Here is a 25,179-nt window from a genome sequence, read left to right as displayed (position 1 = left end):
CCCATGAAGATCATCGACCTCTCAGTGGCCATCGAGAACGACATTCCCGCCGACCCACCGGGGCTCGGTCCGAGGATCAGCTACACCAACCATGCGGAGGGCTCGGACGAAGTGCTCCGCTTCTTCCCGGGCCTCGATATCGCCGACGTTCCGGGCGGCGAGGGCTGGGCGGTCGAACAACTGCACCTGACCGCCCATGCCGGCACGCACCTGGATGCGCCCTGGCACTTCGCCTCCACCATGAACAATGGCGAGCGTGCCTGGACCATCGACGAGGTGCCGCTGGACTGGTGCATCCGGCCGGGCGTGAAGCTCGATCTGCGTGCGCTTCCCGATGGCCATGTGGCGACTGCCGCAGACATCGAGGCCGCCGTGAAGGCCACGGGGCGCGCGCTGCAACCCTACGACATCGTGCTGATCAACACCGCCGCCGGCGCCGCCTATGGCCGCCCGGACTTCCTCGGCCGCGGCTGCGGCATCGGCCGCGAAGCAACGCTCTGGCTGATGGCACAGGGTATCCACATCGCCGGCACGGACGCCTGGTCGTGGGATGCCCCCTTCCCTGTCACGGCGCGACGCTTCGCCGAAACCGGGGACGCAGGTCTTATCTGGGAAGGTCACAAGGCTGCCCGTGAAGGCATTTTCATGCACATGGAAAAGCTGACGCGGCTCGACGAACTGCCGCCGTCGGATTTCACCGTGTCTTGCCTGCCGGTCAAGATCAAAGGCGGTTCCGCTGGCTGGTGTCGCACCGTCGCCATACTTGAGGAGAGCACACGAGCATCGTGGCGGTAAACGGCCGGCGGCCGGATCGAATCCCCTACCGTCTCGCGAGAAAGGCCTCGATGCCTTCCGCGGCTTCTGCGCTCTCCCACCGGTCCGCGAGCAGTGCAGCCGTGCGCTCGAAGAGCCCGGAGAGGCTCTGACCGCCGAGTTCGAGGCAGAGCGCCTTTGCCGCCGCGACGGCGCCCGGTCGGGTCTTCAGGATGGCTGCGACTTCAGCCTCCACGCAGGCATCCAGCCTTTCCGCTTCGCTCACGGTCGAAACGAGGCCACATTTCAATGCGAAGGTGGCATCGAACGGTTTGGCCGTAAAGAAGATCTGCCGGGCGTAGCCCTCGCCGATGCGGCGGACCACGAAGGGGCCGATCGTTGCCGGGATGAGGCCCAGCCGAGTCTCGGTGAGCGCGAAACGGGCGGTGTCCACCGAAATGACGATGTCGCAGACCGCCATCAGGCCGACGCCGCCGCCATAGGCATCGCTATGGACCCGACCGATCAGCGGCTTCGGCAGGGCATTGAGGGCAGCGAACATCGCCGAGAGCGCCCGACTGTTCTGCATCTTGCCGGCGCGGTCCTTGTCCCGCTGCTCCCGCATCCAGCCGAGATCGCCGCCGGCGCAGAAGCTCGCCCCGTTGCCGGCGAGCACGACGGCACGGACGCTTTCATCCGCACCGAGGATTTCCGCGGCTTTCGTGAGTTCGCCGATCATCCGGGCGTTCAGCGCATTGTGCTTGTCGGGGCGGTTCAGCGTCAGGCAAGCGATGCCCCGTTCATCAGTTTCGATCAGGATGGTTTCGAATTCCGTCATGCGTTTCTCCCTGCGAGACGCCCGATCCGTCCCTTGATGAAAGCCTCGGCGCGCTTCAGTTTCTCCGGATCGATCCCGGTCTCAAACCCGCGACGTTCGAGCAAGTCCACAAGCGGTCCGGTTGCGACATTGCCCTTGGCGCCCGGCGCATACGGGCAGCCGCCGAGCCCGCCGACGGCGGAATCGAATGTTCTCAGCCCGTAGTCGAGAGCGATTTCGACATTGGCGAGCGCACGGTTGCCGGTATCGTGGAAATGACCGGCCAGTTTGACGGCCGGCACCGATCGCAAGACTTCGTCCAGCATGGCGGAGATCGTATCCGGCGTGCCCGCGCCGATCGTGTCACCGAGCGAAATCTCGTGACAACCGAGCGTGATCAGGCGCTCGGCGACCGGACGAACGGCCTCCGGCGCAACGGGGCCTTCATAGGGACAGGCGACGACGCAGGAGACATAGCCGCGCACCGGAACACCGGCCGCCTTCGCCGCCTCCGTGACGGGCGCAAAACGCTCGAAGCTTTCGGCGATGGAACAGTTGATGTTCTTCCGGCTGAACGTTTCGGATGCGGAGGCGAAGATCGCGACTTCGTCAACCTTTACGGCGAGCGCCGCCTCCAACCCCTTGAGGTTTGGCGTCAGCGCGCTGTAGACGACGCCCGGCCGGCGCAAGATGCCGGCCAGCACCTCGGCGGCATCCGCGAGCTGCGGCACCCATTTCGGCGAGACGAAGCTCGTGACCTCGATCTTTCGGAAGCCGGCCTCGGAGAGGCGGTCGACCAACGCGATCTTGTCCTCGACCGGAATGATCTCCTTCTCGTTCTGCAATCCGTCGCGCGGACCGACTTCGTAAACCGTGACAAACTCAGCCATCGAGCCTCTCCTCGGTGATCCGGATGAGAACGGCTCCACCTTCCGCCTGCCCGCCTTCGATGCAGAAGACGGCGTCGACGAGGCCGTCGCGCGGGCTCCTCAGCGTATATTCCATCTTCATCGCCTCCATGACGACCAGCCTGTCGCCAGCCTTCACGGCAACGCCCGCCCCGACGTCGACGAGGCGGACGATGCCCGTCATCGGTGCCAGGATCTCGCCGGAGTGGTGGTGCGCGGCATCCTCGCCTTCCAACGGGTCCGGCCTCTCGAAGGCGTACGTCTCGCCGTCGAGCAAGACGGAGATGCGTCGCTCGCCGCCATGGACGTCGACGACAAGGCGGGCGAGCACACGATCGCTGCCGTTCTCGCGGACCAGACGAGCCGAGAAGGTCCGACCGTCGAAGGCGATTTCCTCGAGCAGGACCTCCTCGTTACCACCCGAGAGCCGGACACGTCCGCCGCCCGAAACGATGCGCCGTTCGATGATCTCTTCGCCCGCGTGCATGGCCACGCGATGACTGACCTCACCCCAGAGCCTGAAGCCGCAATGCGGTCCGCTCGGATCGAGACCGGAGGCCGCAAGCGCTGCGATCAGGATGGCCTCTTCCGGCACGTCGGGCCGTGCAACGAGACTGTCCATGCTCCGCTCGATGAGACCGGTATCCATGCGTCCCTGCCGGAAGATCTCGTCCCTGCAAAGCGCGCGCAGAAAGTCTCGATTACTGGTGAGTCCGGTGATGTGCGTGCCGTCGAGCGCATTCTTCAGCCGGTCGATCGCCTCGTCGCGCGACTTGCCGTGTGCGATCACCTTGGCGATCATCGGGTCGTAATAGGGCGAGACCTGATCGCCGGCGCGAACGCCGGCATCGACGCGGATGCCCTCGCCGCTCCCGAACTCCAGGTGATCGATCCGGCCCGCCTGCGGCAGGAAGCCGTTCGCCGGATCTTCGGCATAGAGACGCGCCTCGGCCGCGTGGCCGAGAAGCCGGATCTCGTCCTGTTGCACCGGCAGCGGCTCACCCGCCGCCACGCGCAATTGCCACTCGATCAGGTCGAAGCCGGTCACCATCTCGGTCACGGGATGCTCCACCTGCAGGCGCGTGTTCATCTCCATGAACCAGAAGCCGTCCTGCCGGAGCGGCCCCGAACCATCGGCGATGAACTCGACGGTGCCCGCGCCTCTGTAAGCGACGGCTTTCGCGACGGAGACCGCAGCCTCGACCATCGCAGCCCGCACGGCATCCGTCATGCCCGGTGCCGGCGCTTCCTCGACCACCTTCTGGTGCCGCCGTTGCAGCGAACAGTCGCGCTCGAACAGATGAACGACGTTGCCCTGCCCGTCACCGAAGACCTGCACCTCGATGTGGCGTGGCGAGGAGATGTACTTCTCAATCAGAACACGCTCATCCCCAAAGGCGGACTTCGCCTCGCGACGGCAGCTCTGAAGCGCGACGTCGAAATCATCCTCCGCGTTGACGCGCCGCATCCCCTTGCCGCCGCCGCCCGCGGACGCCTTGATCAGCACGGGGTAGCCAATCTTGCCGGCTTCGAGCTTCAGGAAGGCTGCGTCCTGATTGTCACCGTGATAGCCGGGCACCACCGGAACGCCTGCTTCCTCCATCAATCGTTTGGCGGCGTCCTTCAGGCCCATCGCGCGGATCGAGGCGGCGTCGGGACCGATGAAGGTAAGGCTTGCCTTCCCCACTGCATCGACAAAATCCGGGTTTTCCGACAAGAACCCATAGCCGGGATGGATCGCTTCGGCGCCGCTGGCAAGGGCTGCCGCGACGACCTTGCCGATGTCGAGATAGCTTTCGGTCGCCGGTGCGGCTCCGAGGAACACCGCCTCGTCGGCGAGCGCGACATGCAATGCGTCGCGGTCGACCCGCGAATAGACGGCGACGGTTCTGATCCCGAGTCGTCTCGCCGTCTTGATGATGCGGACGGCGATTTCACCACGGTTGGCGATAAGAATCTTCGAGAACATGGCTCGCCTCACATCCTGAACAGGCCGAATTTCGTCTCTTCGATCGGCGCGTTGAGTGCGGCCCGGAGAGAAAGGGCCACGACGTCGCGGGTCTTTTCCGGGTCGATGATGCCGTCGTCCCAGAGCCGTGCGGAGGCATAGAGGGGCGCCGACTGGCGCTCGAACAGCTCGAGCGTCGGCCGCCTGAATTCGGCCTCATCCTCTTCTGACCACGTGCCACCTCGCGCTTCGATGCCGGCGCGCCTGACATTGGCCAATACGCCCGCCGCCTGTGGCCCTCCCATGACGGCGATCCGGGCGTTCGGCCACATCCAGACGAAGCGCGGCCCGAAGGCGCGGCCGCACATGCCGTAGTTGCCGGCGCCATAGGAGCCGCCGATGATCACCGTCACTTTCGGCACGGCGGCGGTCGAGACCGCGGTCACCAGTTTCGCACCGTCCTTGGCGATGCCGCCCGCCTCGTATTTCGAGCCCACCATGAAGCCGGTGATGTTCTGCAGGAAGAGAAGCGGGATCTTGCGCTGGCAGCAGAGCTCGATGAAATGGGCGCCCTTGAGCGCGCTTTCGGAAAACAGGACGCCGTTGTTGGCGATGATGCCGACCGGTACGCCGTCGACATGGGCGAAGCCGGTGACCAGTGTCGTGCCGTAGCGCGGCTTGAACTCGTCGAAGTCCGAGCCGTCGACGATGCGAGCAATCACGTCACGGACATCATAGGGCAACTTCGGATCGGCCGGCACGAGACCCATGATCTCGGAGGCCGGGTAGAGGGGAGTGCGAGGCCGACCGAGCGCGATGGCTGGCTGCGGTGCCGGCCCGAGATTCCGGACGATCTGGCGGGCGAGCGCCAGCGCATGATCATCGTTGTCGGCAAGATAGTCGGCGACACCGGAAAGACGCGTATGGGTGTCGCCGCCGCCGAGCGTCTCGGCATCGATGACCTCGCCGGTCGCCTCCTTCACCAGCGGCGGGCCGGCCAGAAAGATCGTCCCCTGGTTCTTGACGATGATGGCCTGGTCGCACATGGCCGGAACATAGGCCCCGCCTGCCGTGCATGAGCCCATGACGACGGCGATCTGCGCGATCCCCTTCGCGCTCATCCGCGCCTGATTGTAGAAGATCCGGCCGAAATGATCGCGATCGGGAAAAACCTCATCCTGGTTCGGGAGGTTGGCTCCACCCGAGTCGACAAGATAGAGACAGGGCAGACGGTTTTCCTCGGCGATCTCCTGCGCACGCAGGTGCTTCTTGACCGTCAGCGGATAGTAGGTACCGCCTTTGACGGTGGCATCATTGCAGACGATCATGCAGTCCCGGCCTTCGATACGGCCGATGCCGGCGATCAGGCCCGCCGCCGAAATGTCCTCGTCGTAAACACCTGTCGCCGCAAAAAGCCCGATCTCCAGAAAGGGTGAGCCAACGTCGAGGAGTCCCGCCACCCGGTCGCGCGGCAACAGCTTTCCGCGCTTGACGTGGCGATCGCGCGCAGACTCAGTCCCCCCGGCCATGATGCGCAGGGCCTCCGCCTCGATGGTGTCTCGCTGGGCGAGCATTGCAGCGCGATTGGCCTCGGCTTCGGGGGTAAGCGGCGTGCCAATGATCGTCATTTGTAGACCCTCCCCGCCTCAGCGCATCGCATTCATCATCTCACGGCCGATCAGCATCCGGCGGATTTCCGAGGTGCCGGCACCGATTTCCATGAGCTTGGCGTCGCGGAAAATCCGGCTGACCGCACTGTCATTGAGGTAGCCGGCCCCACCCATCGCCTGAACAGCCTGGTGGGCGACCTCCATCGCCATCTCGGAAGCGTAGAGAACGCAGGCCGCCGCATCCTGTCGCGTGACCTCGCCACGGTCGCAAGCGGCAGCGACGGCATAGACGTATGCGCGGGCGGAATTCATCTTCGTGTACATGTCGGCGATCTTGCCCTGCATCAGCTGGAAGTCGCCGATCGACTGGCCGAACTGCTTGCGGCTGACCATGTAGGGCATGATCTCGTCGAGACAGGCCGCCATGATGCCACAACCGATCCCCGAGAGGACGACGCGCTCGTAATCGAGGCCGGACATCAGCACATTGACGCCTCGACCCTCCGAGCCCAGCACATTCTCGAACGGCACCTCGACGTCCTCGAAGATCAGCTCGGCTGTGTTCGATCCGCGCATGCCGAGCTTGTCGAAATGCCTGGACGTCGAAAAACCTCGCATGGTCTTCTCGATGATGAAGGCCGTGATTCCCTTCGAGCCGGCCTCAGGGTCCGTCTTGGCATAGACGACCAGCGTATCGGCATCCGGACCGTTGGTGATCCAGTACTTCGTGCCATTCAGGAGATAGCAGTCGTTGCGTTTCTCGGCGCGCAATTTCATGGACACGACATCGGAACCCGCGCCTGCCTCCGACATGGCAAGCGCGCCGACATGTTCTCCGGAAACAAGCTTCGGCAGATATTTCCGTTTCTGCTTCTCCGTACCGTTGAGCTTGATCTGGTTGACGCAGAGATTGGAATGGGCGCCATAGGAGAGCGAGACGGAGGCCGAAGCCCGCGCCAATTCCTCGACCACGATCGTGTGGGCAAGATAGGTCAGTCCGACCCCGCCATATTCCTCCGGAACGGTGACACCCAGCAATCCGAGATCGCCCATTTCCCGCCAGAGCTCGTTCGGAAAGGCGTTGCTGCGGTCGATCTCCGCAGCCATCGGCTTCACGCGCTCCTGGGCGAAGCGATGAACCGTGTCGCGAAGCGCCTCCGTCTCCTCGTCAAAACCAAATCTCATCGTGTTGTTGAACATTCCCGCCTCCCAACAGAAAACAACAAATATCAGTGCGCGCAGCCGACGCTGCGCAGCACCATTTCCGCGTAGATTTCCTCGATCTTCTTCTCCGAAAGCCTTCCGCCGCTGCGGTACCAGGTGTTGACCCCCGTCAGCATGGCGATGATCGCCATCGCGCAGACATGGGAGTCCTCGATCCGGAATAGGCCACGCTCGCTTCCGCGAACGAGGATCGTCTTCAGCTCGCTCTCGTAGGCTTTGCGCAAGCTCTCGATTTCCCTGAACCCGGCAGGTTCCAGCGCGCGAAGTTCCATATAGGAAATGAAAACCTCGTCGGCGCGCGTCAGGTGATAGCGGATATGGAAGCGTGCAAAATGTTCGAGTGCCGCCGCCGGTGGCTCGCCTTCGATCCCCTCGGCCTTCAACGACGCCAGAAGTTCCTCCATGTGCTCGCGCATCAGTGTCACGAGGATCTGCTGCTTGGTCGGGAAATACTGGTAGAGCGCGCCGGGCTGCACGCCGACGGCATCCGCGATCATGCGCATGGAGACGGCGTCATAGCCGTGTTGGGCAAAGAGCCTGAGGCTTTGCTTGCGGATCGCCGCTGCGGTCTTCTCACCCGCCGAGCCGGCCCGACGTGCCACGGCCTCGCCTCCATAATTGAATGAACGTTCATTTCTTTAACTGAGGACTATATCGCCCGTCAAGACGGCCGCGCCGCCGAAGAGGCAACCGGCCGAGTTGAAATGGCCGCCCAGCCTTCGACGTCAATTGAGAATGGAAACTCCATGCAATCTCTGGTATGCATCGCCGGTATCAGCAGGTGCGCGGCGGAGCACCTCCGGAAAGAAGGGGGAAGGGAATGACGAAACAGATCGACTATATCGCCAACGAGCTTGCGACGCTGCTCGATCTGACAAAGCTGCAGAAGGAGGAACGTCTCGCCCATCTCATCGGTCTGGCGCTCAGCGAGGCGAAAGCCGAGAAGACACGCCGCACGGAGCGACGGCAGCCGGACGAGGCGTCCGAGCGCTGAGGTCCTGCGCAAGTCAACGTGACAGCCGATTCTCGTCGTCTATGACGAGAAGTCTCGACGGAGCCGAGGCTCCCCAGCTCCAGAGGACGATGTTGAGATCATCGGCCTGTGCGCCGGGTGCAAAGCTTTGCGTCAGCAAACCCTGAAAGCCGCGGATGAGAAGCCGCCGCGCAAGAGTCTGCGTTCTTGCCTCTCCGCCGCGCTTCATCTGATCGCGCCAGCTCATATCCGCAAGGCTTGAAGCATCCATGCCCTCTGCCGCGAGCGCTCCCGCGTCACGTGTATCGAAGACGGCGTCGATCTCCGCCTCGTAGCAAACCAAGGTCGTCGGTTGCAGATTGCCGACCTGATTGGCCTCCCGTACGGCCGTCATTATCGACAGGGACATATAGAGTGCCGGCATTCCCTTGGGATTGAAACGTCCGCCGTAGAGTTCGGCACCCCGGCCGGACAATGGCTCATGCGCATAGACGGGGTTGAGGGCCCTATAGAGCTTCCCCTCGAAGCGCATAGGCTTCGTCACGCGTGGACGCCGGCGTCGACGGCGTCGATATAGTCAAGCACCTCATCCGCCCGCCCGCCGCGCACGAGTTGCATGGCGGTGAACCCGGAAAATCCGGGGAGCGGCTCCGATCTGTACCAGGCGAAGGCCATCAGTGCCGAACCAAAACGCGGCTCAACCTTGTTGACGATCTCGATCATTTCACGCAATCGCCGTTGTGTCTTGTCGGAGCGGATGCGCTCCTTGCGCTGAACCGCATCCTTGCCGAGACCCGCTGTGCGCGCGATTTCCATACTGGTCGTGTGAAAAGCCTCGGCGATCTTTTGCGGAGCGAAAAGACCCTTTTCGGCATATTGGGCGAGACCCATGGCGACGGCCTTCCTTTCGAGTATCCCACTTATATTGACGTTATATAGCGTCGTATATTGCGCCATTCAACTCCGCGTCAGATGTGGCGGAACCAACCGCCCGTTCCGGACATCCTCGGTAAAGCAACCGGGCCAGAGCCGTCAGGCGAAGCCTACGACGCCTTGCGCTGGAAATCCGTAACGTCGAGGTCGAAGGGAATCCTGTCGATCACCTGCAACTGCCGAACGAGCCAGTCGATGAACACCCGCACCTTGTTGCTCAAGTGACGCGTGCGCGGATAGACGATGTAGAGCGGCAGCCGCTCACATTGCCAGTCGGTCAGGATCGGCACCAGTTCGCCCTTTGCGAGCGCATCCTTGACGAAAAAGGGCGCGGACTGCACGACGCCGAGGCCTGAAACCGCCGCGTTCAGATAGGTCCTGCTGTCGTTGACCGAGATGATATAGCGCGGGTCCACCTGGCAGAATTCCTCCCCGCGGGTGAAGTCCATCGTCCAGACGCGTCCCGACGAGGCATGCAGATAACCGACGCAGTAATGGGAAGTGGCGAGATCTTCGGGATGTTGCGGATGCCCGAAGCGCTCCAGGTAGCGCGGGGCAGCATAGCAGTGCAGCCTGAGTTCCCCGACCTTGCGGGCGATCAGCGACTGGTCGGCCGGCGTTCCCCCACGGAGCGCGCAGTCCACATTCTCGGCGATATAGTCGACGAGGCGGTCCCCGACGCCGATATCGAGCTGGATCTGCGGAAACTGGCTATGGAAGTCACACATGCCGGGCAGCACGATCAAATCGGCAAAAATGCCCGCCATCTCGATCCTCAGCCGACCCGACGGCTGCGCCTGCGAGGTCGACAGGCTGTTGTCCAGTTCATCCACGTCGCCGATGATCTGCAGTGCCCGCTCGTAATAGAGTGCACCGTCTGTGGTCACCATCACCCGACGCGTCGTCCTGTTCAGGAGCTTGGTCGAAAGGCGTGCCTCGAGCGACTGTACGAGATTGGTCACCGTCGTCTTCGGCATGTTGAGCGATGCCGCGGCACGGGTGAAGTTGCCCATCTCCACCACACGCACGAATACCCGCATTGCGGAAAGCTGATCCATCTGCTTGTCCTCGCACTTCGCGATTATCCGCGATTTTGGAATAGTGTTTACGAAATCAGCATGCTTGTGTGTCGATTATCGAATAATACTATTCCAATGCAACTTCGCAGCAAGAGCGTTTCAACACCGGAACAGGAAAAGTTGTGATGTCTGCACACTGGCAGGAAATTGCATTCGATCCGTCGGAGGCAACGTCCGTCCGGATTTACGATCGCGGCGCACACACCAGGGAACCGGCGATCGTCCTCTACCTGGCAGGTGGCGCCTTTCAACGTCGGGCGGCACCCGCCGAGGAAGCCCCGGTGGCGCGTGCCCTTGCCGCAGCTGGCGCGATCGTCATGGAGGTCGATCTCGGCGGCTGGCAGGAAAACACCTTTCCGGGTGCGCTCGATCGGGCTTTCACGGTGCTCACCGGCATTCGCAAGTGCCGCCGTCAATACGGCAGCTCAAAGTCGACTTTGTTTATCGCCGGCGATGAAGCCGGCGGCAACGTCGCAGCAGGGCTTGCGCTGAAGGCGCGAGACCAAATGTCGGGCGAACTTCGCGGGCAGATCCTGCTTTCCCCGATGATTGATCCGCTGATGGCGAGCGGCTCGATCCGCGATGCCGACCGGATCGGAATGCGCGGGCGCTGGTCGGAGGGTTGGAGCCGGTATCTGCATTCCGCGAGATACATGATGCACCCGTACGCGGCGCCGTGTCTGTGTTCGAGACTTGCAGGAGTCGCACCGGCGCTCCTGATGACTGCTGAAGACGACCCCTTGCACGACGAGGTGTCGGCCTACTCGAAACGCCTCTCCGCCGCAGGCGTTCGGGTGCATTTGAAAGTTCTGCCGTCCGGCTCCGGTTGGACGGGCATCTACCGGAATGAGGAAGGCGCGTGGCTCGACGCGGTACGCGATGCGTTCGCCGCCTTCTCTGGTGAAGTAACGCATTGAAATAGACGCATTTAGTCCACCTGACGGTTCCTCCCCCCAAGGGAACCAAGGAGAGCAAGTCATGACCGTGAAGAAGACCCGCTGGGCCCTCTGGGCTGCCGGCACGGCCGTCGTTTTGTCGGCAATCGCAGCAACCGTCCATCTCGATATGCCGACGGGCGCCAACGCCGCGCCCGCCGAACAGGCCGCGCCGCCCGCTGTTCCCGTTACCGTAACCACATTGAAGCCGCGGAGTGTCACCACCTGGCAACAGTTTTCCGGCCGCCTCGAGGCGGTCGACCGCGTGCTGATCCGTCCACGCGTGGCCGGTGCCATCCAATCGGTGCACTTCCGCGAGGGCAGCATGGTCAAGGCGGGTGATCTCCTGGTGACCATCGATCCGGCGCCCTACGAAGCGGCCGTCACCCAGGCGGAAAGCCAGGTCACGTCTGCACGCGCTCGCCTCGAGCTCGCCGAGGTCGAGTACCAGCGCGGCAAGACGCTTTCGGCGAACAGGACGATATCGCAAAGCGAACTCGCCCAGCGCGAGAGCGAACTCGCCCAGGCGGAAGCGACGCTGCGAGCTGCCGAGGCTTCACTGAAGATTTCTCGCCTCGACCTCGGATACACCGAGCTTCGTGCCCCGATTTCGGGACGAATCGGCCGGCTCGAGGTTACGCAGGGCAACCTCGTCTCGGCGGGCTCCACGTCTCCCGAGCTGACCACGATCGTGTCCGTCGACCCGATCTATGCGAGCTTCAGCGCCGATGAGGAACTCGTCACCCGGCTGCTGTCCCGACTACCACGCAACGACGGCATGCCGGCCCTCGATCGGGTTCCCGTCGAGATCACCGCCTCGACCGACGATGCGAACCCGATCCGAGGCAAGCTGCAGCTTGTCGACAACGAAGTCGACAGGTCAAGCGGCACCATTCGGGTCCGGGCCATCTTCGACAACAAGGACGGCAGTCTGATCCCCGGCCAGTTCGTCCGCATCCGGGTGGGGGAGCCCACGCCCGAAGACCATCTGCTGGTCAGCGAACGCGCAATCGGAACGGATCAGGACAAGAAGTTCGTGATGGTGGTCGGAGACGACAACGTCGCCACCTACCGTCCGGTGCAGCTCGGCGCCAGCGTGGACGGAGACCGGATCGTGGAAGCCGGTATCGCCCCCGGCGAGCGGGTGATCGTCAACGGCCTGCAGAGAATCCGGCCGGGGATGGCGGTCGCACCCGAGGACGAGTCCAAGGTCGCCAGCCAGTAAAGACGAGAACGGCGACCCCGCCGCTCCCCAACTATCGGTTCGATCCCGTCTCCGGCCCGCACGACCGGAGACGCCCCGCCGCTCTGTTTGCGGCGCAATGCCGGAGATCCCGCCATGAATATATCCCGCTTCTTCGTCGATCGGCCGGTCTTTGCAGCCGTCCTGTCTATCCTGATCCTCGTCGCCGGCCTGATCGGCGTGCGCTCTCTCCCGATTTCCGAATATCCGGAAGTCGTGCCCCCCTCCATCATCGTGCGCGCCAGCTATCCCGGCGCGAACCCGACCGTTATCGCCGAAACCGTGGCCACGCCGCTCGAGGAACAGATCAACGGCGTCGAAGACATGCTCTATATGTCGAGCCAGGCTACGTCCGATGGTGTGCTGACCGTCACCGTCACCTTCAAACTCGGAACGGACCCGGACAAGGCCCAGCAACTCGTCCAGAACCGCGTCGCCCAGGCCGAGCCCCGCCTGCCGGCGGAGGTACGCGCACTCGGCCTGACGACGGTCAAGAGCTCACCCGACTTCATCATGGTCGTCAACCTCGTGTCCGACGACGCCAACTACGACATCACCTATCTGCGCAACTATGCGACATTGAACGTGAAGGATCGCTTGGCGCGGATCGAGGGCGCCGGCCAGGTCCAGGTCTTCGGAGCGGGCGACTATTCCATGCGGATATGGGTCGACCCGCAGAAGGCGGCGGAGCACTCGCTGGCGGCAAGTGACATCACCAACGCAATCCGCGGCCAGAACGTCCAGGCGGCGGCCGGCATCATTGGCGCATCGCCGAGCGTGCCCGGCACCGGCCTGCAGCTCAATGTCAATGCGCGGGGCCGTCTGCAGACGCCGGAGGAATTCGGCAACATCATCGTCAAGAGCGGCGAGAACGGCGAGATCACACGCCTGCGCGACGTCGCCCGCATCGAACTCGGCGCCGCCGACTACACCTTGCGTTCGCTTCTCGACGGCAAACCCGCCGTCGCTGTCGCAGTGCTCCAGGCACCGGGCTCGAACGCGATCGAGATTGCCGACAATGTCCGTGCAACCATGGAACAGCTGCAACTGGCCATGCCGCAAGGGGTGCGATACGAGATCGTCTACGACACGACGAAGTTCGTCCGTGCCTCCATAGAGAAGGTCGTCGAAACCCTGCTCGAAGCCGTCGGGCTGGTCGTCCTCGTGGTCATCCTCTTCCTTCAGACATGGCGGGCGTCGATCATTCCACTGATCGCCGTCCCGGTATCGATCATCGGCACCTTCGCGGTGATGTACGCCTTCGGCTTTTCGATCAACGCCCTGACACTGTTCGGCCTGGTGCTGGCCATCGGCATCGTCGTCGATGACGCAATCGTGGTCGTCGAGAATGTCGAGCGAAACATCGAGAACGGGCTATCACCGCGCGAGGCGACCTACCGAGCCATGCGCGAGGTGTCGGGCCCCATTATCGCGATCGCGCTGGTGCTGGTGGCGGTCTTCGTGCCGCTGGCCTTCATCACCGGCCTGTCGGGACAGTTCTACCGGCAGTTCGCACTGACGATCGCCATTTCGACGGTCATCTCCGCCATCAATTCGCTGACCTTGTCTCCTGCGCTTTCGGCCCTTCTTCTGAAGGATCATCACGCGCCGAAGGATCGGCTGACCCGGATCATGGACGGGCTCTTCGGCTGGTTCTTCCGCGGCTTCAACCGTGCCTTCGGGGCCGCCTCCAACGGTTACGGCCGCTCGGTCGGCGGGCTTTTGTCGCGCAAGAGCCTCGTCATGGTCATCTATCTGGCCCTCGTCGGTGCGACCTACAGCATGTTTACCACCGTGCCGGGAGGCTTCGTGCCGGCGCAGGACAAGCAATATCTGATCGGCTTCGCCCAACTTCCAGACGGCGCTACCCTCGACCGCACGGAACAGGTGATCCGAAAGATGAGCGACATCGCGCTCGAACAGCCGGGGGTCGAACATGCGATCGCCTTCCCGGGCCTTTCGATCAACGGCTTTACCATCGGCTCCAATGCTGGCATCGTCTTCGCGGTTCTCGACGACTTCGAAAATCGCAAGACCCCCGATTTGTCGGGAGGCGCCATCGCCATGGCACTGAACCAGAAATATGCCGGAATCCAGGACGCCTTCATCGCCATGTTCCCGCCCCCGCCGGTCAACGGCCTCGGCCAGACGGGCGGCTTCAAACTGCAGATCGAGGATCGGGCGGGCTACGGCTATCAGGCGCTCGACGAGGCGGCAAAGTCGGTCCTTGCCAAGGCCTACCAGACGCCGGAACTGGCGGGGATCTTCTCCAGCTTCCAGATCAACGTTCCGCAGCTGTACGCAGACGTCGATCGCGCCAAGGCCGAGCAGCTCGGCGTGGCTGTCACCGACATTTTCGAGACGCTGCAGATCTATCTCGGCTCTCTCTATGTGAATGACTTCAACGCCTTCGGGCGAACCTACAGTGTGCGCGTCCAGGCAGACGCAAGCTTCCGTGCCGAGGCCGCGGATATCGGAGCGCTGAAGGTTCGATCGCGATCAGGCGAGATGATCCCCCTGTCGGCCTTGCTCAAGGTCGAAGAAACGACGGGACCTGAGCGCACGACCCGCTACAACGGCTTCCTTGCCGCCGACATCAACGGCGGTCCGGCACCGGGCTTCTCCTCGGGTCAGGCGCAGGCGGCGATCGAAAAGATCGTCAGGGAGACCGTCCCCCAGGGCATAAATTTCGAATGGACGGACCTGACGTACCAGGAAATCCTCGCCGGCAATTCGAGCGTCGTCGTGTTTCCGCTCGCACTGCTCCTCGTCTTCCTGGTGCTCGCAGCCCAGTATGAGAGCCTGACCCTGCCGATCGCGATCATTATGATCGTGCCGATGGGTATCCTCGCAGCCCTGACCGGCGTGTGGCTCACCGATGGAGACAACAACATCTTCACGCAGATCGGTCTTGTCGTGCTGGTCGGGTTGTCGGCGAAGAACGCGATCCTGATCGTGGAATTCGCCCGCGAACTGGAGTTGCATGGGCGGACGCCGGTGCAGGCGGCGATCGAAGCGAGCCGACTCAGGCTTCGACCGATCCTGATGACGTCGATGGCCTTCATCATGGGCGTGGTTCCGTTGGTGGTATCGACGGGCGCCGGTGCCGAAATGCGCGCGGCGATGGGCGTTGCCGTCTTCTCCGGCATGATCGGCGTGACCTTCTTCGGCATCTTCATGACACCGGTCTTCTATGTTCTCGTCCGCAGGCTGACCGGCAATCGGGCCCTCGTTCACCACGAGATCCATCCCGATTTCCTTCAGCAGCCCCCGCATGGATCAGTGGATGCCGCAAACGACGGTACACCTTCGCGGCCCCAGCCCGCCGAAGCCATGTAAGACGGAAGAGGACATTTGACCGAGCATCACGCGTGCAGCACTGCTGCACGCGTGATGTCACATTCACGGACATCCCCCGTCGCCCCAGCACCCCGGTGCTCTCCCGCCGTCACCCCATCGCCAGAATGATCTGTGATGCCTTGATCAGGGCACCAAGTCGCTTGCCGGGCCGTATCTCCAGATCCTCCGCACTGTCGTCGGTGACGATCGCGCAGAGCGTCTTGCCGTTTCCTATATCGAGCACGACTTCCGAATTGACCGCGCCCTTCTCGACCGAGATCACAGTACCGGAGAGACGGTTGCGCGCGGACGTCCGCAACGGCTCGTCCTCGCTGACGAGGATCGGCGTGCTCGCCTTGATCAGGGCATAGGCCTCCGCCCCGGGCGCGATGCCGAGGTTGTCGATGCTGCGCTCGGTCACGATGACCGTCAGCACAACGTCTTCGGCCACCTTCAGTGCGACCTCCGCGTTGACCGCCCCGTGTTCGACCGAGGTGACGATACCGTGATAAGTATTGCGAGCACTGGTTTTCATGATCGGGCTCCAAAGCAGGGACTGGGCAGGAAAGGAAACGGAGGGATCGCCGGAAATCGTCGTTTCGAGATTGGCAACGATCTCGCCGATCGAGGCTGTGAGCAGGCGATGAACCGTCAGCGCGCGCAGGCCCTCTGTTGTCACGCAGGCGCCGCCGCCGTGTCTGCCGCCAGCAGCGGCGATCACGATGGGGCGGGGAAAGAGGTTGTTCAGCGAATTGACCGCATCCCAGGCAGCGCGATAGCTGAGGCCGACCATCTTCGCAGCCGCCGCGATCGAGCCGGTATCGTCGATGGCCGCCAACAGGTTGAAGCGATCCTCTCCGGCCCGGTGGCCGTCGGCGCCCCGGAAATCAAGCAAGGGTGTCAGCGCCTGACGCATGAAAGCTTCCTCTGTTGTCGTTATGCAGCTCGGCTTCATATCGGTCGGCAAAACCGACAAGGCTCTCAATGCAAGCCCCGTGCCGAGCCATTCATTCAAGTATTTTCAAGCACTTGGCAACGTCACGCCCGGAGACTTTCCGACAATGTCGGAGACCCGACAGGTCCCCGTGTCATCTATCGGACAGGAGAGCAGCCACCTCGTGACCATTCTTCCGCCGGGCCAGATGACTTTGGCCGCTCTCGTCCCCGAAACAGGCGTCAAAATCGCTGCATTCGCGGCAGCTCGGTGCCGTGCAGAGCGAGTAACCCTCCGCCTCGCAAAGCTTTCGGTAGAAATACTTCTTCCATTTCATGTTGTCGGTGTTGCCGCGTGCCAGCTCGGGGAAATGGCGATTGAGCAGACGCGTCAGTTCCGCGCGTTCGAAGAGCCCGAGATCCTGCCAGAGATGATCATTGCGCATTGCTCGCCTTGCGACGATGCGGGCAAACCAGCGGCTGTCGGAAAGGCCGGGATCGGCGTGCTCCATGAGCAGGTCGAGGAGCAGGTCCTCTTCCATGCCGCGTTCGGCTTCGCCGGTGTCGGGGCCAAGCCCGAGCCTCTCCGGAGACACACAGGGAAAGTGCCGGTGGACGAGGTGGAGGAGCTCACGCGGACCAAGCCCCGTCGCCTCCTCGATCGTGGCGCGACCGCTCAGCCCCTCTTCCCGGGCGACGGACAAGACGCAGGCGAGGGCATGGCGGTCGAACGCGGTTCCCTCGTCGATCGCGGGCCACTGGCCGGCGATCAGGCTGGCATAGTGATCTGCGAACACGCGCGCTTCTCCTTCCTTGTCAGGCGGCGGCAAGCTCGCTCGCGGCGACATGCGTCTGGCAGTTTTTCGGGCAGACACGGGCGCAGGCTCCGCAGCCGATGCAGGCGCCGGCCCTGTCGACGACCATGATCATGCGGTTGAGCTCGCCGTCGAAATCGCCGCCTTCCTCCTCGTCGTAGAGGCCGAGCACTTCGCCATCCTCGTCGACGCCATAGAGATGCATCACATCTCGCGAACAGACCTTATAGCAGCGACCGCAGCCGATACAGGTCTTGCCGTCGATCGAGGTCAGGTATTCCGGCATCCAGACCGAGCCGTCACGGGTGGAGAAAGGGTTGCCCATCACGCTTTCTCCAGTGCCGCGAGTTCGAGCTTCGCCGCCTCGAGTTCCGCAAACACGGCGTGAGTGCGCTCGGCGACGGCCCTGATTTCCGTCCAGTTGATCGGAAGGTCCTCGGCGAGATCATGCAATTCCATCTTCGCGGCACCGGCTCTGGAATTGAGCTTGCGAACCTTCTTCTGCAGGTCTTCGAGTTCCGACATGGCCTGGTCTCCCGTCAGTACTTCGCGACGTCGGGGAACCTGGCGATCATCTCCACCGCCTCCCGCACCAGCTTGTTGCCGGCTTCAGAGAGCTTTGCGAGGTTCTCGAAGCCGAAACGGTGGACGTCGCGCAGGGTCTTCGTCACCACGACCAGACGCCCCGCGGTGAGGAGCACCCGCCCGAAACCCTCGTGGCTCATTTTCATCATTGGAGCAGCGATGAGCCCGGTCTCCCGCTCGATCGCCAGCCCAACCGCCGAATAGAAGATTTCCAGCCTCCACAGCACATCCGGATCCGGGTCCCCGATGATCGGGATTTCCCGGCGCTGCTCTTTCGTGACGATGAAATCATTGAGGATCGATGCGTCGGATCGACCCTCCCACGCGTCATAGGTATCCTGCGCGCGCATCAACCGGACGAGGCACTGCATGAACGGTGTTGTCATGACGGCCGGATCGGTAACGGTAGCGGTCTTTTCGAGCGTATCGGTGGTGGACATGCGCTTTCTCCTCAGTCTTCATCGTCGAAGGAAGGCTTGGCTGTCGAAACGCCGGCCTCGGCCAGCACCTTGCGGAGCCAGGGCGGCGGTGCGGTTTTCAGCATGGACTGGGTGCGCGACAGGACTTCCTCCATCGAGGACGGCTGCGGCACCTTGATCGGATGGATTTTCGCCGACACGACCTTCGCGGCGGACGGGCCGCCGATCGCCAGGCAGAACAGCAGGTGACACCCCTTGAGCGCCTCGACCTTTGGCGTGATCTTGTCGTCACCCTCGGTCCTGTGCTTGCCGCTCTCGTCGGAGACCTCTCCGAAACTGACGGCTTCAACGAAGGCCGACCCTTGCGGGGTCACGTCGTAGATCGCAAAGAACTTGGCCGAACCGAAGTGGGCATTGAGCCCCTTCATGTCCTGGGTGGCAATCGCGATGCGCAGAGCGCCTTTGGGGCGTTCCGGTGCTGGTCCCGGCCCCTCGTCAGTGACGAGTGAAAGACGTCGGACGGCTGTCATTGTCAGTCTCCCTGTTGCGGAAAGGATTGAGCTCCTCCGGCGTCGGCTGATGATTGCCGGCCTGGAAGATATTGGCCGCCTCGAAGATCAGGTCGCGCGCGCCTTCGTAGAGAACGGTGCGTCTGTGCTGACTGCCGAGCCGATCGAAGATCGGGAAGCCGACACGCATCAGAGGTATGCCGAGCCGCTCGGCGGCCTGGCGGCCATGGGAATGTGTGACGAGAAGATCCGCACCCGCAGCCATGTCCTCGAGATCGGCGAGATCGCCGACCTGAACCGTCTCGGCCTGCACCTTCGCAAGGATCCCGCTGCTGCCCGTCGTCGTCACGGCCGCGGCGATCTCCGCACCGAGCCCGGTGAAGAAGGTCGAGAGCTGGTAGAGATGATCCGGCTCGGCGGCGATCGCGATTCTCTTGCCGCCGAAGTGGAAGTGGCCGTCGAGCAGTGCGTCCTGCAGCTGTGCTCGGCGGCGGCGCACGTTCGCCGGCACACGATGTCCCGAAATCATCGCCAGCATGGTGATGAACCGGTCAATCGCCTTCATGCCGACGAGTTGCTGGAAGAGCACGTAGGGCACGCCGGTTCTTGCCTGCAACGCCTCGGCCGCCGGTCGCATGTGTTCGCCGACGGCGATCGCCTGGAAACAGTTCCCGAGCGCACGGATGTCCTCCACCTTCGTTCCGCCGTAGGTGGTCGGAATCCAGCGGTCCGGTACGGTGCCGTCGAGCGCGCCGGAAATGTCCGGGAGGATGACAGGCTGCAAACCGAAACTTTCGACGGTCTCGCGGATGAGCTCGATGTCGGCAACCGTCAGATGCCAGCCGGGAAGGATCGCCACCTTTTTCGGATCACGGGGCTGCTCGCCCGGCCGCGTGACCCCCTCGATCATGGAGGTTACCGCCTTCCCCCAGCCTTCCTCGATGGCGCCGTCGAAATCCGGCGTGCTGGAGAGCACGATTTCGGTGTCGCCGAGGTCGTCTGCCCGGCGCATCCTGATCGCGGCGATGTCACCGGCAAAATCCTCGCCCCTTGTCTCCACCAGCGCAGTCGTGCAGACGCCAATGAGACTCGGCTTGGTGCGGCTCTTGAGATTGAGGATTGCCTCTTCCAGGTGGTCGGCGCCGCCGAGGATCGTCGCCACCTCGTCCATTGCCGTCGTCTGCAACGGGATCGTCTCCTTGAAATGCCGGACGAACAGCACCAGCGCGAAGGAGGTGCAACCCTGGCTGCCGTGGAAGAGCGGCATGGCGCGATCGACGCCGAGATAGGCGAAGGCCGCTCCGAGCGGCTGCGAAGATTTCAGCGGATTGATCGCCACTTGTCTTTTCTGCTGTACAATGCGGGCCATCAGCACTCTCCCATTTCGTCGGTGACGGAGTTGACGAATTTCCGGAAGGCGCGGACAGGCGTTGCAGACATCGCCTCCTCCCTCCCGTTGCCCCCCGCAGGAGAAGGCACCAGGTTGCCCGCCTCGTCCCACGGCGAAGCCAACCGCACCGTCTCCCAAACCGGATTGTGGATCGCGACGTCGATCTGGTGGACGAGCTCGACCATGCCGTCATAGCCGGCATAGGGATGGTGGCGCTCCTGGTTGATGTCGAGCCATGGCATCTTCGCCTTGAGCGCGATGAACTGGGTGCGGCCGCCGGAGAGCATGATGTCGGCCTTATGCTCGGCGAGCATGGCGTAGAGATCGCGCGGTGCCATGGACTCGAAGGCGTGGTTCTCCTCCTTGAGCAACTGCTTGATGCGCTCCTTGTCCTCCGGCGTCGACTTCTTCACCGACGTTCCGACGATCTCCATGCCGATTTCCTGCAAGGCATGGACGACCGACCAGGATTTTACCCCGCCGGTGTTGAGCAGGACCCGCTTGCCGGCAAGACGCGGACGGAAAGCCTCGAGCCTGGCCCAGGCGATCGCCTCCTCCTCCGCGATCAGGCGTTCCGTCCGCTCCGCCAACGCCGGATCGGCACCGCCTCGAACCAGCAGACTGGCAAGCTGGCGCAGGGCCTCCGACGTGTCCGAAATTCCGTAGAAAGACCCCTCGAAGTAGGGAATACCGAAGCGCTCCTCCATCTTGCGGGCGAGATTGATGAGCGCGGTGGAACAGACCATCATCGTCGCACGCGCCCGGTGAGCCGTCGCGATGTCATGGTAGCGCGCATCGCCGGGAATGCAGGCGCGGATCCGCATGCCGAGCCTTTCGAGCAGCGGCTTCACCATCCAGAACTCGCCGGAGAGATTGAATTCGCCGAGGATGTTGACATCCATCTCGGTCGCGTCGTCTGGCTCCTCCGTCCCGATCACGTGGTCGAGGAGCGCCTCGCCCGCGAGCTTGTTGCCGAGGTTCTTCGAACCGACGAAGCCGGGCGCGTTGACCGGAACGACCGGCAGGCCGAACTTTTCGGAGGCGCGCCGGCAGACGGTCTCGATATCGTCGCCGATCAGCGCGGTCACGCAGGTCGAGTAGACGAAGATCGCCGGCGGCGAAAAGGTTTCGGCAATCTCGCGGATCGCCCTGAAGAGCTTGCGTTCCCCCTGCCCCATGACGATGTCGAGCTCGGTGAGATCGGTGGTGAAGCTGGTTCGCCAGAGGCTCGAGCCCGAGGAAGCGGCCCCGCGGTTATCCCAGCTGTTGCCCTCGCAGGCGAGCGGCGCATGGATGAGATGGGCAACGTCGGTCACCGGCTGCAGCACGATCTTGGCGCCGTCGAAGGCGCAGCCGCCGGCCGCCGCCCCTGGCGTCAACGGCTTGGAGCAACCCTTCTTGCGGGCCTTGTCGTCCTTGCCCCGATTCTTGTCGCAGCCGGGTTCGTTGAACACATCTTCGATCTTCGCCTTCAATGCCGACATCTGACCGTCTCCACCGTAAACGTTGAGAGTTCTGGACCGGCCCCCGCAGGCGGGGGCCGGCGAGGATCAGCGCGTGAGGTCGAAGGAATAGTCGGTCTTGGACGGCACGATCGTTTCCCGGTCGTAGACGTCAAAGAACTTGTCGAGGATCGCGGTCAGCACGCGCAGGCCGCCCTGGTAACCCATCAGCGGGAAGCGGTGATGGTGGTGGCGGTCGAAGATCGGGAACATCAAACGCAAGAGCGGCGTGCCGGTGTCACGCTCGAGATACTTGCCGTAGGAATTGCCGATCAGGAGATCGACCGGCTCGGTGAAGAGCAGCGAGCGCATCGCCCACAGATCCTTGCCCGGCCAGACCTGACAATCCTTGCCGAAGGGCGAGGAGGCGAAGAGCTCCTTCATCTCTGCTTCCCAGGCAGGCGTGCCATTGGTGGCGAGGCAATGGGTGGGCTCGCCACCGGTTTCCAGAATGAAGCGCGCCATGCCGTAGACGAAATCCGGATCGCCGTAGATCGCGTATTTCTTGCCGTGCAGGTAGGCTTGGCTGTCGGCCATGGCGTCGACAAGACGTCCACGCTCCATGCGGAGTTCCTCCGGGATTTCCTTGCCGGTCATCTCCGAAACCTTCATCAGCAGGTCGTCGGTGCCGCGAATGCCGAGCGGATAGTGGAGTGAGGCCGTCTTCTGGCCGACTTCCTTGCAGTAGTCCTCGGTCTTGCGGGTATTGTAATGCTGCAGCGACAGCGTCCATTCGGCGTTCAGCGCATCCTTGACGTCATCGATCTTCGTGCCGCCGTCATACATGCGGTATTCGCCGTCGGAGGGCGTATCGTACTGGTCGGAGGCGTCCTGGATGAAGGTGTAATCGACGCCCATCAACGACAGCATGCGCTTCAGTTCACGGTTGTTGCCGACGCAAAAACCGTCGAAGCCGGGAATGAGGTTGAACCGCCCCTTGATCTCGGTGCGCGGCTGTCCTTTCCAGAAGTGTTCGAAGACCCCGCGGACCATGTTGTCGTAGCCGTCGACATGACTGCCGACAAAGGCCGGCGTATGGGCAAACGGCACGTCGTAATCGGTCGGCACGGAGCCTTCGTTCTTGGCGTTCTCGATGAAGCTGCGCAGGTCGTCGCCAATGACCTCGGCCATGCAGGTGGTCGAGACCGCGATCATCTTCGGCCCGTAGAGCGTGTAGGTGTTGGCGAGGCCGTCGATCATGTTCTTCAAGCCGCCGAAGACAGCGGCATCTTCCGTCATCGAGGAGGAGACGGCAGACGAAGGCTCCTTGAAATGGCGGGAAAGGTGCGAGCGGTAATAGGCGACGCAGCCTTGCGAGCCATGAACGAAGGACATGGTCTTTTCGAAGCCGGCGGCCGCGAAGACGGCACCGAGCGGCTGGCAAGCCTTGGCCGGATTGACGACGAGCGCCTCGCGGGCAAGGTTCTTCTCGCGATACTCCCAGCTCTTCGTGAATTCGCGCTGGTCATCGACCCATTCGCCCGGATGCGGGCATTCAAACATTTCCTTCTTGCTTTTCAGCATCTCGACATATTCCGGCTCGCGGAAGAGCGGGGCGTGATCGAGCACTTTTTCGGCGGACTGCGGCATGACTGGTCACCTCCATCCTGCGGGCCGCGCCATACGGCGGCTCCGGGACAAATGACGTTTCGACTGATCCCGACAGGTTTGTCCCGCGGGCGTTTTCATTCTGGATCGGCCCTGGGGCCGGACCTCCGCCCCGGGGGCGAAAGCCAACCGCTCATTCGGCGGCAATCGGCAGCGGCTGCGGCTGCTTCTTCTTCCACGGAGCGTCGTAGAGGCCCCAGACTGGATTGTTGATCGCGAGATCCATGTCGCGCGCGAAGATCGCAAAGCCGTCATAACCGTGATACGGACCGGAATAGTCCCAGCTGTGCATCTGGCGGAACGGAATGCCCATCTTCTGGACCGGATACTTTTCCTTGATGCCGGAGCCGACGAGATCGGGCCGGATCCCCTCGATGAACTTCTCCAGTTCATAGCCGGTCACGTCGTCGTAGATCAGCGTGCCGTTCTTCACGTAGTGGCTGGTGCGCTGGTAGTCGTCGTTGTGGCCGAACTCGTAGCCCGTACCGACGATCTCCATGCCGAGGTCTTCATAGGCGGTGATGACGTGGCGGGGGCGAAGGCCGCCGACATAGAGCATCACGGTCTTGCCCTCGAGCCGAGGCCGGTACTTGGCGACCACCGCATCGACGAGCGGCTGATATTTCGCGATCACCGCCTCGGCTTTTTCCTCGATCTCGGGGCCGAAATGCTTGGCAATCTTGCGCAGGCTGGCTTCGATCTGGGAGGGACCGAAGAAGTTGTATTCCGTCCAGGCGATGCCGTATTTCTCTTCCATGTGGCGGCAGATGTAGTTCATCGAACGGTAGCAGTGGATGAGGTTGAGCCTGGCCTTCGGCGCCCGCTCGATCTCGGCAAGCGTCGCATCGCCCGACCAGTTGCCGACCACGCGCAGGCCCATTTCCTCGAGCAGGATGCGGGAAGCCCAGGCATCGCCGCCGATATTGTAGTCGCCGATGATGTTGACGTCGTAGGCGCCGGTCTCGAATTCGGCATGCTTGTCTTCGCCGGAGAACACCCAGTCGCGGATCGCGTCATTGGCGATGTGGTGGCCGAGGGACTGCGACACGCCGCGGAAACCCTCGCAACGGACGGGCACGATCGTCTTGTCATGCTCCTTTTTCTTCTTGCGCGAGACGGCTTCGATGTCGTCGCCGATGAGGCCGATCGGACACTCGGACTGGATCGTCACGCCGTTGTTCAGCGGAAAGAGCGCCTGGATTTCGTCGATGACCTTTTCGAGCTTTTTGTCGCCGCCGAAGACGATGTCCTTCTCCTGGAAATCGGAGGTGAACTGCATGGTGACGAAGGTGTCGATGCCGGTCGTGCCGATGTAGTAATTGCGGCGCTGGGACCAGGAATACTGGCCGCAGCCGACCGGACCGTGGCTGATGTGGACCATGTCCTTGACCGGTCCCCAGACCACGCCCTTGGACCCGGCATAGGCGCAGCCGCGGATGGTCATCACGCCCGGAATGGACTTGATGTTGGATTTCACGTCGCACTCGGAAAGAGCCTTGCCCTCTTCCGCGTCGACCTCGTCGCCCGCCTTGGCGACGTTCAGATGCTTCTTGCGGCGCTTGGCCGTCTTGTCCGGATAATGCGACAGCACTTCCTCGATGAGCTTTTCATGGAGTCCGCTGTCGTTTTCATAATCGAGGCTCATGGCTTGCGATC

The 25,179-nt window shown here is 62.8% G+C and carries 24 protein-coding genes; 5 read left to right on the top strand and 19 right to left on the bottom strand.

Features of this window, described 5'->3' with window-relative positions; translation table 11 throughout:
• Window positions 1–3 precede the first annotated feature (3 nt).
• On the top strand, window positions 4–795 hold the full coding sequence (locus NHF53_RS15885; protein WP_252835114.1) for a cyclase family protein: 792 nt from the start codon (window positions 4–6) through the stop codon (window positions 793–795).
• Between the two features lie 25 nt (window positions 796–820).
• Here the strand turns inward: NHF53_RS15885 and NHF53_RS15880 are convergent, their stop codons facing one another.
• Genes NHF53_RS15880 through NHF53_RS15855 form a run of 6 tightly spaced genes read right to left on the bottom strand, consistent with a single transcriptional unit; the run spans window position 821 to window position 7,862 of the window.
• Window positions 821–1,591 carry a crotonase/enoyl-CoA hydratase family protein gene (locus NHF53_RS15880; protein ID WP_252835113.1) on the bottom strand — a complete coding sequence of 257 codons (771 nt, stop codon included), beginning with the start codon at window positions 1,589–1,591 and terminating at the stop codon, window positions 821–823.
• Complete coding sequence (locus tag NHF53_RS15875) at window positions 1,588–2,460, bottom strand: hydroxymethylglutaryl-CoA lyase (protein WP_252835112.1); 873 nt, start codon at window positions 2,458–2,460, stop codon at window positions 1,588–1,590. Before NHF53_RS15875 ends, NHF53_RS15880 begins: the two co-directional genes overlap by 4 nt.
• Window positions 2,453–4,447, bottom strand: coding sequence for an acetyl/propionyl/methylcrotonyl-CoA carboxylase subunit alpha (locus NHF53_RS15870; RefSeq protein ID WP_252835111.1), 1,995 nt, complete (start codon window positions 4,445–4,447; stop codon window positions 2,453–2,455). Before NHF53_RS15870 ends, NHF53_RS15875 begins: the two co-directional genes overlap by 8 nt.
• A gap of 8 nt (window positions 4,448–4,455) precedes the next feature.
• Entirely contained in the window at window positions 4,456–6,054 is a 1,599-nt protein-coding gene (locus NHF53_RS15865; protein WP_308218668.1) for a carboxyl transferase domain-containing protein, read from the bottom strand.
• A gap of 18 nt (window positions 6,055–6,072) precedes the next feature.
• On the bottom strand, window positions 6,073–7,236 hold the full coding sequence (locus tag NHF53_RS15860) for an isovaleryl-CoA dehydrogenase (RefSeq protein WP_252835110.1): 1,164 nt from the start codon (window positions 7,234–7,236) through the stop codon (window positions 6,073–6,075).
• 29 nt (window positions 7,237–7,265) lie between these two features.
• Window positions 7,266–7,862 carry a TetR/AcrR family transcriptional regulator gene (locus NHF53_RS15855; RefSeq protein ID WP_252835109.1) on the bottom strand — a complete coding sequence of 199 codons (597 nt, stop codon included), beginning with the start codon at window positions 7,860–7,862 and terminating at the stop codon, window positions 7,266–7,268.
• A 218-nt stretch (window positions 7,863–8,080) separates the two neighbouring features.
• On the opposite strand from NHF53_RS15855, the gene NHF53_RS15850 reads away from it, so the two are divergent.
• Window positions 8,081–8,254 (top strand): hypothetical protein, encoded by a 174-nt coding sequence (locus tag NHF53_RS15850; protein ID WP_252835108.1) that lies wholly within the window; start codon window positions 8,081–8,083, stop codon window positions 8,252–8,254.
• A gap of 13 nt (window positions 8,255–8,267) precedes the next feature.
• Here the strand turns inward: NHF53_RS15850 and NHF53_RS15845 are convergent, their stop codons facing one another.
• The 3 genes from NHF53_RS15845 to NHF53_RS15835 form a co-directional block, all read right to left on the bottom strand.
• Window positions 8,268–8,765 (bottom strand): RES family NAD+ phosphorylase, encoded by a 498-nt coding sequence (locus NHF53_RS15845; RefSeq protein WP_252835983.1) that lies wholly within the window; start codon window positions 8,763–8,765, stop codon window positions 8,268–8,270.
• A gap of 8 nt (window positions 8,766–8,773) precedes the next feature.
• Complete coding sequence (locus tag NHF53_RS15840; RefSeq protein WP_252835107.1) at window positions 8,774–9,124, bottom strand: antitoxin Xre/MbcA/ParS toxin-binding domain-containing protein; 351 nt, start codon at window positions 9,122–9,124, stop codon at window positions 8,774–8,776.
• Window positions 9,125–9,276: 152 nt separating this feature from the next.
• Window positions 9,277–10,224, bottom strand: a complete 948-nt coding sequence (locus NHF53_RS15835) for a LysR family transcriptional regulator (RefSeq protein ID WP_252835106.1) — start codon at window positions 10,222–10,224, stop codon at window positions 9,277–9,279.
• 146 nt (window positions 10,225–10,370) lie between these two features.
• On the opposite strand from NHF53_RS15835, the gene NHF53_RS15830 reads away from it, so the two are divergent.
• From NHF53_RS15830 to NHF53_RS15820, 3 genes are all read left to right on the top strand, one after another.
• Window positions 10,371–11,162, top strand: a complete 792-nt coding sequence (locus NHF53_RS15830) for an alpha/beta hydrolase fold domain-containing protein (protein WP_374591217.1) — start codon at window positions 10,371–10,373, stop codon at window positions 11,160–11,162.
• A 61-nt stretch (window positions 11,163–11,223) separates the two neighbouring features.
• The gene (locus NHF53_RS15825; protein WP_252835105.1) at window positions 11,224–12,405 is read left to right on the top strand and encodes an efflux RND transporter periplasmic adaptor subunit; all 1,182 of its coding nucleotides are present in this window, start codon (window positions 11,224–11,226) and stop codon (window positions 12,403–12,405) included.
• A gap of 114 nt (window positions 12,406–12,519) precedes the next feature.
• A complete protein-coding gene (locus NHF53_RS15820; RefSeq protein ID WP_252835104.1) occupies window positions 12,520–15,762 on the top strand; it encodes an efflux RND transporter permease subunit in 3,243 nt (1,080 codons plus the stop codon).
• A gap of 109 nt (window positions 15,763–15,871) precedes the next feature.
• On the opposite strand, the gene NHF53_RS15815 is transcribed toward NHF53_RS15820, so the two are convergent.
• From NHF53_RS15815 to nifD, 10 genes are all read right to left on the bottom strand, one after another.
• Window positions 15,872–16,678, bottom strand: a complete 807-nt coding sequence (locus NHF53_RS15815; protein WP_252835103.1) for a TOBE domain-containing protein — start codon at window positions 16,676–16,678, stop codon at window positions 15,872–15,874.
• Window positions 16,679–16,850: 172 nt separating this feature from the next.
• The gene (locus tag NHF53_RS15810; protein ID WP_252835102.1) at window positions 16,851–17,492 is read right to left on the bottom strand and encodes a nitrogen fixation protein NifQ; all 642 of its coding nucleotides are present in this window, start codon (window positions 17,490–17,492) and stop codon (window positions 16,851–16,853) included.
• A 19-nt stretch (window positions 17,493–17,511) separates the two neighbouring features.
• Window positions 17,512–17,835 carry a ferredoxin III, nif-specific gene (gene fdxB / locus NHF53_RS15805; RefSeq protein ID WP_114363460.1) on the bottom strand — a complete coding sequence of 108 codons (324 nt, stop codon included), beginning with the start codon at window positions 17,833–17,835 and terminating at the stop codon, window positions 17,512–17,514.
• Complete coding sequence (locus tag NHF53_RS15800; RefSeq protein WP_252835101.1) at window positions 17,835–18,035, bottom strand: CCE_0567 family metalloprotein; 201 nt, start codon at window positions 18,033–18,035, stop codon at window positions 17,835–17,837. Before NHF53_RS15800 ends, fdxB begins: the two co-directional genes overlap by 1 nt.
• A gap of 14 nt (window positions 18,036–18,049) precedes the next feature.
• Complete coding sequence (locus tag NHF53_RS15795; RefSeq protein WP_252835100.1) at window positions 18,050–18,535, bottom strand: NifX-associated nitrogen fixation protein; 486 nt, start codon at window positions 18,533–18,535, stop codon at window positions 18,050–18,052.
• A gap of 11 nt (window positions 18,536–18,546) precedes the next feature.
• Window positions 18,547–19,044, bottom strand: a complete 498-nt coding sequence (gene nifX, locus NHF53_RS15790) for a nitrogen fixation protein NifX (protein WP_252835099.1) — start codon at window positions 19,042–19,044, stop codon at window positions 18,547–18,549.
• The gene (nifN, locus tag NHF53_RS15785; protein ID WP_252835098.1) at window positions 19,010–20,392 is read right to left on the bottom strand and encodes a nitrogenase iron-molybdenum cofactor biosynthesis protein NifN; all 1,383 of its coding nucleotides are present in this window, start codon (window positions 20,390–20,392) and stop codon (window positions 19,010–19,012) included. The genes nifX and nifN overlap by 35 nt, the downstream gene beginning before the upstream one ends.
• Window positions 20,392–21,897, bottom strand: coding sequence for a nitrogenase iron-molybdenum cofactor biosynthesis protein NifE (nifE, locus tag NHF53_RS15780; protein ID WP_252835097.1), 1,506 nt, complete (start codon window positions 21,895–21,897; stop codon window positions 20,392–20,394). The genes nifN and nifE overlap by 1 nt, the downstream gene beginning before the upstream one ends.
• Window positions 21,898–21,963: 66 nt before the next feature.
• The gene (nifK, locus tag NHF53_RS15775) at window positions 21,964–23,505 is read right to left on the bottom strand and encodes a nitrogenase molybdenum-iron protein subunit beta (protein WP_114363466.1); all 1,542 of its coding nucleotides are present in this window, start codon (window positions 23,503–23,505) and stop codon (window positions 21,964–21,966) included.
• Between the two features lie 151 nt (window positions 23,506–23,656).
• Window positions 23,657–25,168, bottom strand: coding sequence for a nitrogenase molybdenum-iron protein alpha chain (gene nifD, locus NHF53_RS15770; protein WP_252835096.1), 1,512 nt, complete (start codon window positions 25,166–25,168; stop codon window positions 23,657–23,659).
• Window positions 25,169–25,179: the final 11 nt, after the last annotated feature.

Origin of the sequence: Ciceribacter sp. RN22 (assembly GCF_024054295.1) — a bacterium.
Classification (GTDB): Bacteria; Pseudomonadota; Alphaproteobacteria; order Rhizobiales; family Rhizobiaceae; genus Allorhizobium; species Allorhizobium lividum.
Note: the sequence above shows the minus strand (reverse complement) of the source record. Positions and strands in the feature narration are given on the sequence as shown.

What these genes read in the sequence shown, in the direction of transcription:
- nifN (WP_252835098.1), bottom strand. Translation starts at nt 20,392, where the DNA reads ATGGCCCGCATTGTACAGCAGAAAAGACAAGTGGCGATCAATCCGCTG.
- NHF53_RS15845 (WP_252835983.1), bottom strand. Translation starts at nt 8,765, where the DNA reads ATGCGCTTCGAGGGGAAGCTCTATAGGGCCCTCAACCCCGTCTATGCG.
- NHF53_RS15825 (WP_252835105.1), top strand. Translation starts at nt 11,224, where the DNA reads ATGACCGTGAAGAAGACCCGCTGGGCCCTCTGGGCTGCCGGCACGGCC.
- NHF53_RS15800 (WP_252835101.1), bottom strand. Translation starts at nt 18,035, where the DNA reads ATGTCGGAACTCGAAGACCTGCAGAAGAAGGTTCGCAAGCTCAATTCC.
- NHF53_RS15875 (WP_252835112.1), bottom strand. Translation starts at nt 2,460, where the DNA reads ATGGCTGAGTTTGTCACGGTTTACGAAGTCGGTCCGCGCGACGGATTG.
- nifE (WP_252835097.1), bottom strand. Translation starts at nt 21,897, where the DNA reads ATGTCGGCATTGAAGGCGAAGATCGAAGATGTGTTCAACGAACCCGGC.
- NHF53_RS15795 (WP_252835100.1), bottom strand. Translation starts at nt 18,535, where the DNA reads ATGTCCACCACCGATACGCTCGAAAAGACCGCTACCGTTACCGATCCG.
- NHF53_RS15850 (WP_252835108.1), top strand. Translation starts at nt 8,081, where the DNA reads ATGACGAAACAGATCGACTATATCGCCAACGAGCTTGCGACGCTGCTC.
- NHF53_RS15835 (WP_252835106.1), bottom strand. Translation starts at nt 10,224, where the DNA reads ATGGATCAGCTTTCCGCAATGCGGGTATTCGTGCGTGTGGTGGAGATG.
- NHF53_RS15880 (WP_252835113.1), bottom strand. Translation starts at nt 1,591, where the DNA reads ATGACGGAATTCGAAACCATCCTGATCGAAACTGATGAACGGGGCATC.
- NHF53_RS15885 (WP_252835114.1), top strand. Translation starts at nt 4, where the DNA reads ATGAAGATCATCGACCTCTCAGTGGCCATCGAGAACGACATTCCCGCC.
- NHF53_RS15820 (WP_252835104.1), top strand. Translation starts at nt 12,520, where the DNA reads ATGAATATATCCCGCTTCTTCGTCGATCGGCCGGTCTTTGCAGCCGTC.
- NHF53_RS15830 (WP_374591217.1), top strand. Translation starts at nt 10,371, where the DNA reads ATGTCTGCACACTGGCAGGAAATTGCATTCGATCCGTCGGAGGCAACG.
- NHF53_RS15815 (WP_252835103.1), bottom strand. Translation starts at nt 16,678, where the DNA reads ATGCGTCAGGCGCTGACACCCTTGCTTGATTTCCGGGGCGCCGACGGC.
- NHF53_RS15865 (WP_308218668.1), bottom strand. Translation starts at nt 6,054, where the DNA reads ATGACGATCATTGGCACGCCGCTTACCCCCGAAGCCGAGGCCAATCGC.
- nifK (WP_114363466.1), bottom strand. Translation starts at nt 23,505, where the DNA reads ATGCCGCAGTCCGCCGAAAAAGTGCTCGATCACGCCCCGCTCTTCCGC.
- NHF53_RS15840 (WP_252835107.1), bottom strand. Translation starts at nt 9,124, where the DNA reads ATGGGTCTCGCCCAATATGCCGAAAAGGGTCTTTTCGCTCCGCAAAAG.
- nifX (WP_252835099.1), bottom strand. Translation starts at nt 19,044, where the DNA reads ATGACAGCCGTCCGACGTCTTTCACTCGTCACTGACGAGGGGCCGGGA.
- nifD (WP_252835096.1), bottom strand. Translation starts at nt 25,168, where the DNA reads ATGAGCCTCGATTATGAAAACGACAGCGGACTCCATGAAAAGCTCATC.
- NHF53_RS15860 (WP_252835110.1), bottom strand. Translation starts at nt 7,236, where the DNA reads ATGTTCAACAACACGATGAGATTTGGTTTTGACGAGGAGACGGAGGCG.
- NHF53_RS15870 (WP_252835111.1), bottom strand. Translation starts at nt 4,447, where the DNA reads ATGTTCTCGAAGATTCTTATCGCCAACCGTGGTGAAATCGCCGTCCGC.
- fdxB (WP_114363460.1), bottom strand. Translation starts at nt 17,835, where the DNA reads ATGGGCAACCCTTTCTCCACCCGTGACGGCTCGGTCTGGATGCCGGAA.